Source organism: Microbacterium sp. LWH3-1.2, from assembly GCF_040675855.1.
Lineage (GTDB): Bacteria > Actinomycetota > Actinomycetes > Actinomycetales > Microbacteriaceae > Microbacterium.
In genome coordinates, this window is record NZ_JBEGIK010000001.1 from 577716 (window position 1) to 590928 (window position 13213).

The window sequence follows — 13213 nt, forward strand, 5'->3', positions numbered from 1 at the left end:
GGCTCACCCGGCCGCGAGCACGCGGCGGAGCGCCGCGACGGTCGCACTCAGTCCGTAGCCGTGATTGTCGCGCAGCTGCTCGTCCTCGCCGAAGCCGGCGTACACCTGCGGGATGCCGAGCCGCTCGAACGCGGTGAGGTGCACACCGCGATCGGCGAGCACGTCGGCGATGCGGGTAGCCAGACCCCCGTAGGCGAGGTGGTCTTCGAGCACGACGAACCGCCCACCCGTCTCATCGGCGCACTCGAGGATGAGAGCCTCGTCGATGGGCTTGAGCGTGAACATGTCCACGACGCGGATGGATCGCCCGTCCTGGGCGAGCTGATCGGCGGCCTGGATGGCCTGCGCGACCGTCGTCCCGTGAGTGAAGATGGTGGCGTCGCTGCCCTGCCGCGCGACGATCCCCTTGCCGATGCGCACCTCATGCTCGCCAGGCTCGTAGAGCACCATGTCCTTCTTGCCGACCGCGAGCCGGATGTAGAGCGGACCCGCCATGGACATGGACTGGCGCAGGATCTCGCCGACCATGAGCGGGTCGCCGATGGAGGTGACGGTCATGTTCGTCAGTGAGCACATGAGCGAGAGGTCCTCGACCGCGTAGTGAGTCGAGCCTCCGTTGCCGACCAGCCCGCCGTGCGTACCGATGATCTTCACCGGGAGATTGGGGTAGCAGACGTCGGTTCGGATCTGCTCGAGAGCGCGCATGCTGAGGAAGGGCAGCATCCCCGACACGACGGGGATGTTGCCGTCGTACGCGAGCCCCGCCGCGATGCCGACGCTCACCTGTTCGGCGAGGCCGACGTCGAGGAAGCGGTCGGGGAACCTGTCGCGGAACTCCACGAGCGTCGCCCCGATGTCCGGCGTGATGACCCAGAGGTTCGGGTGGACGTCGCCGAGCTCGGCGAGGGTCGTTCCGATGACCGAGCGGGCACCGAGGAACTCTCCGAACGTGAATGTGACGGGCATCAGACCGTCTCCTTCCTGCGGTTCGACTCGAGCGATGCGATGGCGCGCTCGAGATCTGCGGCGCCCAGCGAGCCGGCGTGCCAGGCGAGGTTGTGCTCCATGAAATCGACGCCCTTCCCCTTGACGGTCTCGGCGATGACGACGGTCGGCCGGTCGCTGTCGGTGGCGGGGAGGGCATCGATCGTGGCGACGAGCTGTGCCATGTCGTGCCCGTCCGTCTCGACGACGTTCCAGCCGAAGGCGCGCCACTTGTCCGGATAGGGCTCGAACACGACGCGCTCCTCCGCGAAGCTCGTCATGAGCTGTCGGTTGCGGTCGATGAACGCGACGAGGTTCCCGAGCCCGTTGCTCCGGGCGGCCATCGCCGCCTCCCAGACGCTCCCCTCGCCGGTCTCGCCGTCCCCGAGGAGGCACACCACACGGTGGTCCTCCTCGCGGTGGTGGGCGCTCAGCGCCATGCCGACCGCCAGGGGCAGGCCGTGGCCGAGCGAGCCGGTCGAGCACTCGACCCCCGGGAGCTGCACCTTGCACGGGTGCATCCCGTACGCGCTGTCGAGCTGCCCGTACGTCTGGACGATCCCGTCGTACGAGAAGAAGCCGCGCATCGCCATCGCGATGTACATGCAGACCGCTGCGTGGCCCTTGCTGAGCACGAATCGGTCCCGCGCGGGATTGGCGATGTCGTCCGGGTCGACGCGCAGCCCGTAGTGGAACAGCGCCGTGAAGATGTCGGCCGCCGACAGATCGCCGCCGATGTGCACGGCCCCCTCGTACGTGCCGCACAGGTGCAGCAGCTTCGACCGCAGTTCGAACGCGAGCTCCTCCAACTCGGTGACGCTGGGCCGCTGGCCGATCTCCAGGGTGTGCGTTCCCATTCCATGCCTCCTCATCGACGGAGGTCGACCGGACGCCGCGGGAAGGTCGTCGTCGACACTCGCTCTCGTCTCCGCGGCTGCGTCGCCGCGGTGATGGGAGCGACGGTAACACAATCTGCTTTACACGTAAACAGGAATATGCATAAACACGTTGACATCTATCTGAACGAGGGGGATCGTGGATGCACACCGGCCCGCGCCCCCCCCCCGCTGGAGCGCGCGTGCCGACCCGAACGACACAGAGAGGTGTGAATTCGATGACTGACACGCTGAGCACGGCCGCAGAGCTGCGGACCGGCTTGTTCATCGGGGGTGAGGCGCGCGAGACGCAGGACACGCTCGCGATCGCCGATCCCGGCAAGCCCGGGGCGATCGTGGGGCACGCAGCAGCCGCGTCTGAACAGGATGTCGCGGATGCCGTCGCTGCGGCACGTGCCGCCTACCCCTCGTGGGCTGCACTGTCCCCGCAGGAGCGCGCGACGAAGATGGCCGAGGCGATCGCCGGGATCGCCGACGACCGCGACGCCGATGCCGCCGTCCTGTCGCAGGAGAACGGCAAGATCGTTTTCGAATCCTGGGTCGACGCGCTGGTCTTCGAGATCCGATGGAACCTCGCGCTCATGCTGGCCGACGAGGTCGACAAGGGCCACACGCTCCCGGTCGTGCCCGGCGCGATCCCCGTCTCGACCGACGTGGCGTACCAGTCGCTGGGAGTGGTGACGGTGATCGTGCCGTTCAACTGGCCGATCGCGATCCTCGGCGCATCGCTCCCGCATGCACTGCTCGCCGGCAACACGGCGATCGTGAAGCCGCCGCCCTCGGCGCCACTGGCCACCACGCGGGTCGTACAGCGCGTCGCCGAGAAGCTGCCCCCGGGGGTCCTCAACGTCGTGACCGGCAAGGACGAGAACATGGGCGCTCTCATCACCGACGTCGACAAGGTGTGCTTCACCGGGTCGGTGAACGGCGGGAAGCGGATCATGGAGATGGCATCGAAGACCCTCACGCGCGTCACGCTCGAGCTCGGCGGCAACGACGCGGCGGTGTTCCTCGACGACGCGATCCTCGACGACGCGCACCTCGACCGGCTCTACGCGGCGATCTACGACACGACGGGGCAGATCTGCATGAACGCCAAGCGCGTGTTCGTGCACCGCTCGAGACTCGACGAACTCGTCGCCGGAATGGCGCGCCGGCTCGAGCAGGCGAAGATCGGGTATGGGCTCGACGAGGGCACCACGATGGGTCCCCTCCACTCGCCCGCCCAGAAGGCGTTCGTCGAGGAGATCATCCAGGAGGCGAAGGATGCCGGCGCCGACGTCCGCGAGTACGGAGAACTGCCCTCGGGTGAGCTCGCGGGCGGCAACTTCCTGCGCCCCGCGATCGTCGTCGACCCCGAACCCTCGCTGCGCGTGGTCACGCAGGAGCAGTTCGGTCCCGTCATCCCGATCATTCCGTTCGACACCGAGGAAGAGGCGGTCCGCCTCGCCAACGACACGTGGGGCGGCCTGTGCGGCTCGGTGTGGACCGCCTCTCCCGACTCGGCCCAGCGCGTCGGCTCGCAACTGGTGTGCGGGTACGTCTGGATCAACGACCACGGTGCGACCCGACTCGACCTGCGCGCGCCCTTCGGCGGCATGAAGCAGTCCGGCATCGGCCGCGAGCAGGGCATCGAGGGCGTCCGCGCCTTCCAGGACACCCGCGCCATCGCGACCATCGACCCGGAGGCGCTCGCGTCTATGGCGCACTGAGCCCACGCAACGGGCGCGCGGTCCTGCGCCCCTTCGGGGGCGCGGGACCGATGCCCCTCTGTCAGACTCTTCACACGAAAGGAGCCGGATGCCTCCCCAGCCCGCCCCCGCCACAAGGCCCGCCCTTCCGCCCGGAACGGTCACCGAGCCGCTCGACCACGCGCTGGATCCGGAGTCCTTCACCCCTCGCCTTCTGGCCCTCCTGTCCAACGCTCTGGTGTGGCGCGAGTCGCACGAGCTGCGCCGCCGCTTCGGGCTGGGCACCAACGAATGGCGGGTGATCTCCGCCCTCGCGATCCGGCCGGGCGCGTCGGCCACCGAGATCTCGGAGTTCCTCGGGGTGAACAAGGCGATCGTTTCGAAGAGCGTCAGCGTCCTCGTCCAGCGCGAACTGCTCGTCCTCTCGGATGGGCCGCGGGGCTCGCGACCGATGTATCTCTCGAGCGCTGGCGCCGAGATGCACGATGCCATGCTGCCGATCTCCAGGCGAGGGCAGGAGCTCATCCTGTCGCATGTGAGCGGGGACGACGTGGAGCGGTTCAACGGTCTGCTTCACCGCATGCTCGAGGAGCTGCGCGACCTTCAGATCGTCGAGCGCACACTCGCCCGTGCTGCCGAGATCGAGGCGGAGCACTGACCGACCTCGACGTCGAGGGCGACCGCTGACCCTCGGGCGAGGTGCGCATGAGCGTCAGGATACCTATTGATATTGCCTATGCATATAGGTATACCCCGACGGCGTTCCGCCCGGTCGCCGCTTTCGCGTCAGCCGACGAGGCCGGCGAAGTCGCGCACCGCGGGGAAGGCGAACTCCCGATGCCGCCGCGTGAAGAGCTCGAAGGAGCGGTCGGCGGGCCAGTCGTCGCCCATGTACTGCCGTGGCAGGCGCGGGTCGGCGCGCAGCAGTGCCAGCCAGTCGGCGACCAGCAGCGTGCGCGCCGTGACGGCCGGGAGCTCGGATGCCGCATCCTCCCGCTCCCAGTGCTCGATGAACTCCGCGTGGGCGGCCCGGATGCCCTCGATATCCCAGGCGACGCGTACCGTCTCGGCCATCGGGAACCCTTCGAGCTCGGACGCCGAGAACGCGTTCACGGAACCCGGCGGCAGGTCGGGGATGATCGCGCCGAGCGCCGCGGCGAGATCCACGGCCCCGGGCGCGATCCACAGCCCGTCGCGCACCACGGCGAAGCCTGCCCACGTGAGCGCGGCCCGCAGGCGGTGGCGCAGGTCCCGCAGGTGCTCCGGCACGCTGAAGGTCACGAGGGTCCACCCCTCGCCCTGAGGCTCGAAGGGCGCCGGCCCGTTGACGCGGCCGGCTGCCTCGCGCAGCACCTCGCTGCCGTGCCCGGTGAGTTCGAACCCGATCTCGCGTCCGAGACGTCGGCGCTCGAGCAGGCCGCTGTGAACCATCCGGTCGAGGTTGGTGCGCACCGCTGACGCTGCGACGCCGGCGCTCTCGAGAGTGCCGATCAGCACGCCCGCCCGCAGAGGCTCGAAGTAGCGGTCGCACACGAACTCACCGAAGAAGGCGAGGAGCAGCTGCCGCGGTTTGCGCGCGAGGACGGAGGTCTCGGCGGCGGACGCAGCCAGGAGTGCCGTCGCCGAGGCGGCTGGAGAATTCACGCAGCGCCCCCCGGACGCACCGCCTCGCCGCGTTTGGCGCGCTGGATCTGCTCGTAGACGTGGGTGCGCAGCTCGGTGAACCGGGGCAGAGCGCGCGTCGTGATCTGATCACGCTCGGGGGCGAGGTCGATCGCGAGATCCTCCTGCACCCAGGTCGGCGACTTCGACAGCACGACGACCCGTTCGCCGAGGTAGACCGACTCGTCGATGTCGTGCGTGACGAAGAGGATCGACATGCCGCGCTCGCGATGGAGTTTCCGCACCAGATCCTCGAGGTCGGCGCGGGTCTGGGCGTCGACGGCCGCGAAGGGCTCATCCATGATGAGCACCTCGGGCTGGTAGGCGACGGCCCGCGCGATCGCGACGCGCTGCTGCATGCCGCCGGACAGCTGCCACGGGTAGCTCTTGGTCGCGTGCTCCAGGCCGACCGCCGCGAGCGCGTCGTCGACGAGCCGATCCCGCTCGGTGCGGCTGAGCTTCTTGTGCTTCAGCGGCAGCTCGACGTTCCCGCGCACGGTGAGCCACGGGTACAGGCTGCGGCCGTACTCCTGGAAGACGAGCGCCATGTTCGGCGGCGGGCCGGTGACGCGCCGGCCGCCGAGCTCGACCACGCCCGATGTGGGCTTGAGCAGGCCCGCGATGCACTTCAGGAGCGTCGTCTTGCCGCACCCCGAGGGCCCGACGATGCACACCAGCTCACCGGCATCCATCCGGAATCCGATGTCGCCGATCGCCTCGACGTTGCCGGTCGACGATTCGTACACCTTGCGCAGGTGCTCGACGTTCAGAAGCGTCTCAGGCACGCTCCACCTCCTTGATTCCGTGATACCAGCGAAGCACGCGCCGCTCGACGAATCCGAAGATCACCGCGAGCAGGACGCCGATGAGGCCGAGCAGCACGATGCCGCTCCACATCTCGGCGATGAGGTAGTTGCGCTGCAAGAAGACGATCCGATAGCCCAGGCCCGAGGACGAGAAGAACATCTCGGAGATGACCATCAGGATCAGTGCGATCGAGAGGCACTGCCGCACGCCCGTCATGATCCGCGGACTCGCCGCCGGCAGCACCAGGTACCGCAGGCGCTCTCCCGAGGTCACAGCGAACGACCGTGCGGTCTCGGTCATCACCGAGTCCGTCGAACGGACGCCCTCGATGGTGTTCAGCAGCACGGGCCAGATCGCGCCGGCGACGATCACGACCACCTTCATGAGGTCGTTCGCACCGACGAGCACCGCCACGATCGGGATCAGCACCGGCGGCGGCACCGCGCGGAAGAACTCGAACACGGGCTCGAGCAGCTCGCGCAGCCACTGCACCAGCCCGATGACGATGCCCGCCGCGATACCGAGGACGACGGCCAGCACGATGCCGATCGCGAGCCGGCCGAGGCTGGGCACGACGTCGTCGAAGAATGCCGGGCCCACCCACGTCTCGACGAACGCCTCGGCGATGACGAGCGGGCTCGGGAAGAACGGGGCGGGCGAGATCGAGGACCAGATGCCCCAGAGCACGAGCAGGATGATGGGCAGCCCGAGCGCATAGGCGGTGTTCTCGCCGAACTTCGCCCACACCCGCGACGGGCGGCGGGCGGTGACGACGGTGCTCGTGTAGAGAGTCACAGGACCTCCTCCCCTCGGATGGACTGGTGCCACGACAGCGACCGTCGCTCGATCGCCCGGAACACGAGGTTTACGAGCAGGCCGAGCATTCCGGTCACGATCACGAGGGCGTACACCGTCGTCCACTGCCCGGATTCGCGAGCGAGCATGATCGCACGCCCGAGACCCGGGATGCTGATGAACATCTCCGCGGTGATCGCGAGGATCAGCGCCACGGTCGCCGCGAGTCGCAGGCCGGTCATGAGATACGGCAGCGCCGTCGGGAAGACCAGGTTGACGATCCGCGACCCTCGCGACAGCCCGAAGCTGCGGGCCGTGTCGCGGGCGACGGCGTCGACGTCGGCGACGCCGTAGAGCACCTGGATGAACACCTGCCAGAAGCTGGCGTACACGATGATCAGGAGCGCCGCCTGCAGCTGATAGCCGAACATGAGGATCGCGAGCGGGATGAGAGCGACCGACGGGATCGGCCGGAGGAACTCCACCGTGGTGTGCGTCGCGCGGCGCAGGAACGGCACCAGGCCGATGACGGTGCCGAGCACCACGGCGAGCACCGTCGCGATCAACAGGCCCAGCGCCCAGGAGGTCAGCGTGCGGCCGATGTTTCGCCAGAACTCCAGATCGCCGAAGAGCACGAACAGCTGGGCGATCGTCTCGGTCGCCGTGGGGAAGTACGCCGGGTTCACGATCCCGAGCGTCGGCAAGAGCTGCCAGGTCGCCAGGAAGCCGATGATGCCGGCGACGCCGAGCACGAACTTGCGCATGGTGCGGTGCTGCCGGGCGCGCGGCGACGTGGCGACGATCGCGGGAGCATCAGCGGTGGCGGTCACGGTGCCTCCGATCGGTGCGAGTCAGGTCGTGCGGGCGTCGGTGCGACGCTCCACGAGGTGGGGAGGGGACGGAGCAGGTGAGCGGAAACTGCGTCACGGGACGCGGGTGGTGGCGGATGCCGCGGCACGCGGCATCCGTCACCCTCTCGTCGTGCGACTACTGCTGCTGGAGCAGGCGGTCGTAGTCGGGCTCGGCGTCGATGTAGGCGAACTCGACGGCGAGAGCGCCGAGGTCCTCGATGCCTGCGCCGGCGAGGTCCCACGTGAAGGTGGGGAGGGTGATGCCCGCCGCGGCCTCCTCGGGGATGTCGAGGTTGGTCGCGATCGCGGCGCGTACGGCATCCTCGTTGTCGGCCGCCCAGTCCAGCGCCTCCGCCATCGCCTCGGAGTACGCCGTCACCAGGTCGGGGTCCTCGTCGATGAGCGTCTGCGTCGTGATGTTCGTGAGCACCGAGAGCCCCGGGATCGTCGCCTGGTACGGCTGCACGACCGACACCCCGCCGTCACCGACGATCATCGCGCGGAACGGGTCGGGTGCCCAGGCGGCGTCCATGGTTCCCGCCTCGAGCTGTGCCGGGACGTCGGGGAACGCGACCTCGACGAACTCGATCGTCGAGGGGTCTCCGCCGTCGTCCTGCACGGCCTTGCGGATCGTGAGGTCGCCGGCGGCGCCGATGGTGTTCACCGACACCTTCTTGCCGGCGAGATCGGCGGGCCGCATGATGCCCGAGTCGCCGAGCGCGACGACCGCGTTGACGTCGGTCTCGTCTGCGAGGCTGTTGGCGTAGTTCCCGACGATCACGACGCCGAGGTCCTGCTGGTCGGCGCGGATGGGCCCGAACGGCTGGCCGATCGCGAACTGGATGTCGCCGCTGAGGAGCGCGGGAATGGCGTTCGCGCCGCCCTGGGAAGGCACGACCTCGATCTCGAGGCCGTGCTCCTCGAAGATCCCCTCGTCGATCGCCGCCCAGAGCGCGCCGGTCTCGGCGATGGGCAGCGCGGCGACGCGGACGGGGGTCAGCTCGCCCGAGCCGCCGGCGTCGCCGGTGGACGTGGCGGTGGACGCGGGATCGGCGGCGGAATCGGTGCAGCCGCTCAGGGCGAGCGCGGCGGCGGCGAGAACGCCGAGGGTGACAAGACTCTTCTTCATTGACGGGCCTCTCGTGACGGTGCGGGTCCGCCGGCGGCCGGGTTTCGTCCGACGAAGAGCCGGAGTCCTCACCTCGGCGTGCCGGACATAAGTCATCGTCCGCCAGACGCGCATGATTGTCAACAGTTTCGTGACGCCCGTCACACTTCACTTGAACACGAGCTCCCGCATCCGTTCAACGGAACCGCGGCGAGCCCCACCCGGCGCCCGCCCGGAGGATGGCAGGGCATCATCGGCAATTCGCTATTGCCATTACCTATGCCCATAGGTAATCTGACATCACTCCCCGCGGTGCGAAGACGCCCGCGCCGAGGAAAGGACCTCGATCAGTGGCACACCACAATCCCGTCTCGCCGAAGGCCGCGGCTCTCGTCGACGGCTTCTCCCTGGAGATGACCGGCAAAGACATCCCTGGCCTCGAAGAGGCGCACGACATGATCCCGCAGGGGACGAAGATCAACGTGACGTTCCTCGGCAACGAGGACCTCGAGATGCGCGTGGCGGCGGCCAAGGCCGTGAAGGAGATGGGCTTCGTCCCGGTCCCCCACCTGTCGGCACGCCGGCTGCGGTCGCAGGACGAGCTCGAGGAGTTCCTCGGCCGGTTGCAGGAGGTCGGCGCAACGGAGCACGTGTTCGCCGTGGGCGGCGACCCCGCCGAGCCCGAAGGCCCCTACCCCGACTCCCTCACCGTCATCCGGTCGGGCGTGCTGCAGAAGTTGGGCGTGCGAGAGGTCTCGATCGCCGGCTACCCCGAGGGGCACCCCGACATCCCCGACGACGTCCTGTGGCGTCACCTCGACGAGAAGGTGCTCGCGCTCGCGCAGGAGGGATTGGATGCCGTGGTCCTGACCCAGTTCGCCTTCGACACCGAACCCGTCATGGCGTGGATCGACGCGGTGCGCGAGCGCGGCATCGACGCGCAGATCCGCATCGGCACGCCCGGACCCGCCGGCATCAAGCGACTGCTGGGCTTCGCCCGGCGCTTCGGCATCGGCGCCAACGCCATGATCGTGAAGAAGTACGGGTTCTCGCTCACGAACCTCATGGGCACGGCCGGACCCGACCGCTTCGTGTCGGACCTCGCCACGCTGCTGGCCGACGACTCGAAGTCGGGCGACGTGAAGCTCCACTTCTACACGTTCGGAGGCCTTCTCGCCACATCGCAGTGGGCGCGGGAGTTCGTCGCGGCGCAGTCCTCGGGGGCTCGTCGATGACGACCCACCTCGAGGTGCGGCGGGATCATGCCTGCCTCATCGTGCACGGGCCCGATCGGTCGGGCATCGTCGCCGCGGTGACCGCGCTCGTGGCCCGCAACCAGGGCAACATCGTGACCCTCGATCAGTACTCCGACAACCCGGAGGGTGGCGAGTTCTTCCAACGCGTGGTCTTCCACCGCCCCGACCTCCAGGCGGCACTCCCCGAGATCGAGGCCGACCTCGACGAGACGCTGGAGCCGCTCGGTCTCGAGTGGCGGATGACCGACCAGTCTGTCCCCAAGCGCATGGCGATCCTCGCTTCGACAAGCGACCATTGCCTGCTCGAACTGCTGTGGCGGCACCGCCGCGGCGAGCTGCCGGTCACCATCCCGATGGTCATCTCGAACCACACCAACACCGCCGAGGACGTCCGCAGCTTCGGCATCCCGTTCTTCCACGTCCCCTCGCAGGGGCCCGACAAGTCCGCCGCCGAGGCGAGGATCGTCGAGCTGCTCAGGGGCAACGTCGACTTCGTCGTGCTGGCGCGCTACATGCAGATCCTCTCCGACTCGTTCCTCGACGATGTGGGGGTTCCGGTGATCAACATCCACCACTCCTTCCTGCCCGCCTTCATCGGCGCGGCCCCGTACCGCAAGGCGAAGGAGCGGGGCGTCAAGCTCATCGGCGCGACGAGCCACTACGTCACCGAAGACCTCGACGAAGGACCCATCATCGAGCAGGACGTCGCCCGCGTCACCCACGCCATGACCGCCGCCGACCTGCAGGCCCGCGGCGCGTACGTCGAGCGCGCCGTGCTGTCCCGCGCGGTGCAGTGGCACGCCGAAGACCGTGTCATCCGCCACGGCAACCACACCATCGTCTTCACGTAGACCCCGGCCGTCGGGTCGAGACCCGCGGGCTGCGGCATCCGTCATCACAACCACACAACCCACGAACAGAGAGGTTCCCCATGGCGAAGAATCTGCAGGAGCTGCTCGACGCGCAGAACGCCGTCGAGATGCTGCGCAACTCGCAGATCGGCTCGTACATCTACCCGGTGGTCCCCGCGGACTTCCAGAACTGGATCAAGGAGCAGCGGGCATGGCGCGACGCCGCCGTGCTCTACGACCAGTCGCACCATATGGACAACGTGTTCTTGAGGGGCTCGGACGCGATCAAGCTGATCTCCGACACGGCGATCAACTCCGTCGCGACCTTCCCGGTGAACCGCGCCAAGCAGTATGTGCCGACGACCGCGTCCGGACACGTCATCGGCGACGGCATCCTCTTCCACGAGGCCGAGGACGAGTACGTCTACGTCGGCCGCGCGCCCGCCTCGAACTGGCTGATGTACCACGGAGAGACGGGCGGCTACTCGAACCTCGACGTCACCGTCGACCGCCGCTCGCCCTCGCGCCCCTACGGCGACCCGGTGACCCGCCGCTACTACCGGTTCCAGATCCAGGGCCCGGCGGCGTGGCAGGTCATCGAGAAGCTCAACGGCGGGCCGCTCGAGCAGCTGAGGTTCTTCAGCATGTCGGAGATGCAGATCGGCGGCGCCAACGTCCGCACGCTCCGCCACGGCATGGCGGGCGCCCCGGGCCTCGAGGTGTGGGGCCCGTACGAGGACCACCACCGCGTGCGCGACATCATCGTCGAGGCGGGCGCCGAGTTCGGCCTCGTGCCGGTCGGATCGCGGGCGTACCCGTCGAACACGCTGGAGTCGGGCTGGATCCCGTCGCCGCTGCCGGCGATCTACTCGGGCGAAGAGGAGCGCGGCTACCGCGAGTGGCTCGGCGTCGACAGCTACGAGGCGACCGGCACGCTGGCGGGCTCCTTCGTGTCGCAGAACATCGAGGACTATTACCTGACCCCGTGGGAGCTCGGGTACGGCTCGTTCGTGAAGTTCGACCACGACTTCATCGGCCGCGACGCCCTCGAGAAGATCGATCCCGCGACGCAGCGCCGCAAGGTCACCCTCGCGTGGAACGCCGAGGACGTCACCAAGATCTTCGCGTCGCTGCTGGACACCGAGAACGAGAGCTACAAGTTCTTCGACCTGCCGCTGGCGAACTACGGGTCGGCGAACTACGACTCGGTGACGGACGCCGACGGCAACGTCGTGGGCTTCTCGATGTTCACCGGGTACAGCGCCAACGAGAAGCGCGCGCTGTCGCTGGCGACCGTCAACCCCGACGTGCCCGAGGGCGCCGAGGTCACGGTCGTGTGGGGCGAGCCGAACGGAGGCACCACCAAGGCCTCGGTCGAGCCGCACAGGCAGCTCGAGGTGCGTGCGGTGGTCTCGCCGGTGCCGTACTCGACCGTCGCCCGCCAGACCTACCACGGCGGCTGGCGCACCCAGTACCAGCCGGCCTGACCGGAACCGCTGAGACCCCAGCAGACGGACGAGACCGCGGGCGAACCCCGAGGTCTCGTTCGTCGGCTGGGGTCTCACTGTCTTCGGCCCGCTACCCTCGGGCGAGGAAGGAGAGCATCTGATGAGCCTGCGCTACGCACTGCTGGCGATCCTGCGGGTCGGCCCGCTCTCGGGCTACGACCTGCAGAAGCAGTTCCACCAGTCCGTCGGACACGTGTGGCACGCGCCCGACTCCCAGATCTACCCCGAGCTGCGCAAGATGGAGGAGCTCGGCCTGATCGAGGGCGAGGAGCAGACGCGCGGTGAGCGCGGCACGCGGCGGATGTACCACGTGACGGCTGCCGGCAACCAGGCCTTCCTGGACTGGATGGCCGCTCCTCTGGACTATCAGCGCGTGCGCGATCCCGCGCACCTGCGCGCCGCCTATCTCGAGACGGCGACCCCCGAGGCCGCCCGCACGTTCCTCGAGCGCCACATCGCCCAGTGGGAAGGCGAACTGGCGCAGTGGGAGGGCGAGCTCGAGCGCATCGACGCCATCGCCAATCCGATGCTGGTCCGCCGGCTCGCGGTGACTCCCGACACCGACCGCGAGCGCACCATCGCCTACAAGCGCTTCGCCTACGAGGGCCTCGTCGAGCGCGCCCAGGGCGAGATCGCGTGGGCCCGCCGGGGGCTCACGCTGGTGGACCGCCTGGGGTCCTGATCCGGCGCCTGCCCCCCGGCCGGAGCGGATCCTCTTCGTTTGGGGCGCACCGCGCACGTTCGGGGCGCGCATCGCACGCCCCGAACGCGCGCCGCACGCCCCAAACGGAGAAGCTGCCCCCG

Annotated in this window: 13 protein-coding genes; 6 read left to right on the forward strand and 7 right to left on the reverse strand. The window is 68.7% G+C overall.

Features of this window, described 5'->3' with window-relative positions; translation table 11 throughout:
• Positions 1-3: 3 nt before the first annotated feature.
• Positions 4-966 (reverse strand): transketolase family protein, encoded by a 963-nt coding sequence (locus MRBLWH3_RS02760; protein ID WP_363428478.1) that lies wholly within the window; start codon positions 964-966, stop codon positions 4-6.
• A complete protein-coding gene (locus MRBLWH3_RS02765; RefSeq protein WP_363428480.1) occupies positions 966-1841 on the reverse strand; it encodes a transketolase in 876 nt (291 codons plus the stop codon). Before MRBLWH3_RS02765 ends, MRBLWH3_RS02760 begins: the two co-directional genes overlap by 1 nt.
• Positions 1842-2098: 257 nt before the next feature.
• On the opposite strand from MRBLWH3_RS02765, the gene MRBLWH3_RS02770 reads away from it, so the two are divergent.
• Both MRBLWH3_RS02770 and MRBLWH3_RS02775 read left to right on the forward strand, forming a co-directional pair.
• Positions 2099-3592: an aldehyde dehydrogenase family protein gene (locus MRBLWH3_RS02770; protein ID WP_363428482.1), complete on the forward strand. Its 1494-nt coding sequence runs from the start codon at positions 2099-2101 to the stop codon at positions 3590-3592.
• An 88-nt stretch (positions 3593-3680) separates the two neighbouring features.
• The gene (locus tag MRBLWH3_RS02775; RefSeq protein ID WP_363428484.1) at positions 3681-4229 is read left to right on the forward strand and encodes a MarR family winged helix-turn-helix transcriptional regulator; all 549 of its coding nucleotides are present in this window, start codon (positions 3681-3683) and stop codon (positions 4227-4229) included.
• A gap of 128 nt (positions 4230-4357) precedes the next feature.
• Here MRBLWH3_RS02775 and MRBLWH3_RS02780 read toward each other — a convergent pair whose 3' ends face one another.
• The 5 genes from MRBLWH3_RS02780 to MRBLWH3_RS02800 form a co-directional block, all read right to left on the reverse strand.
• Positions 4358-5215 carry a PaaX family transcriptional regulator C-terminal domain-containing protein gene (locus MRBLWH3_RS02780; RefSeq protein ID WP_363428486.1) on the reverse strand — a complete coding sequence of 286 codons (858 nt, stop codon included), beginning with the start codon at positions 5213-5215 and terminating at the stop codon, positions 4358-4360.
• Positions 5212-6018 carry an ABC transporter ATP-binding protein gene (locus MRBLWH3_RS02785; RefSeq protein ID WP_363428488.1) on the reverse strand — a complete coding sequence of 269 codons (807 nt, stop codon included), beginning with the start codon at positions 6016-6018 and terminating at the stop codon, positions 5212-5214. Before MRBLWH3_RS02785 ends, MRBLWH3_RS02780 begins: the two co-directional genes overlap by 4 nt.
• Positions 6011-6835, reverse strand: coding sequence for an ABC transporter permease (locus MRBLWH3_RS02790; RefSeq protein ID WP_363428490.1), 825 nt, complete (start codon positions 6833-6835; stop codon positions 6011-6013). The genes MRBLWH3_RS02785 and MRBLWH3_RS02790 overlap by 8 nt, the downstream gene beginning before the upstream one ends.
• Entirely contained in the window at positions 6832-7665 is an 834-nt protein-coding gene (locus MRBLWH3_RS02795) for an ABC transporter permease (protein WP_363428492.1), read from the reverse strand. Before MRBLWH3_RS02795 ends, MRBLWH3_RS02790 begins: the two co-directional genes overlap by 4 nt.
• Before the next feature lie 157 nt (positions 7666-7822).
• Entirely contained in the window at positions 7823-8815 is a 993-nt protein-coding gene (locus tag MRBLWH3_RS02800) for an ABC transporter substrate-binding protein (protein WP_363428494.1), read from the reverse strand.
• Positions 8816-9207: 392 nt separating this feature from the next.
• Between MRBLWH3_RS02800 and MRBLWH3_RS02805 the strand changes: the two genes are divergently transcribed.
• The 4 genes from MRBLWH3_RS02805 to MRBLWH3_RS02820 all read left to right on the forward strand — a co-directional run bounded on the left by MRBLWH3_RS02805 (position 9208) and on the right by MRBLWH3_RS02820 (position 13091).
• A complete protein-coding gene (locus MRBLWH3_RS02805) occupies positions 9208-10029 on the forward strand; it encodes a methylenetetrahydrofolate reductase (RefSeq protein ID WP_363435249.1) in 822 nt (273 codons plus the stop codon).
• Entirely contained in the window at positions 10026-10901 is an 876-nt protein-coding gene (gene purU, locus MRBLWH3_RS02810; RefSeq protein WP_363428496.1) for a formyltetrahydrofolate deformylase, read from the forward strand. The genes MRBLWH3_RS02805 and purU overlap by 4 nt, the downstream gene beginning before the upstream one ends.
• An 80-nt stretch (positions 10902-10981) precedes the next feature.
• Positions 10982-12388 carry a vanillate/3-O-methylgallate O-demethylase gene (ligM, locus tag MRBLWH3_RS02815; protein ID WP_363428498.1) on the forward strand — a complete coding sequence of 469 codons (1407 nt, stop codon included), beginning with the start codon at positions 10982-10984 and terminating at the stop codon, positions 12386-12388.
• Positions 12389-12509: 121 nt separating this feature from the next.
• On the forward strand, positions 12510-13091 hold the full coding sequence (locus MRBLWH3_RS02820) for a PadR family transcriptional regulator (protein ID WP_363428500.1): 582 nt from the start codon (positions 12510-12512) through the stop codon (positions 13089-13091).
• Positions 13092-13213 lie beyond the last annotated feature (122 nt).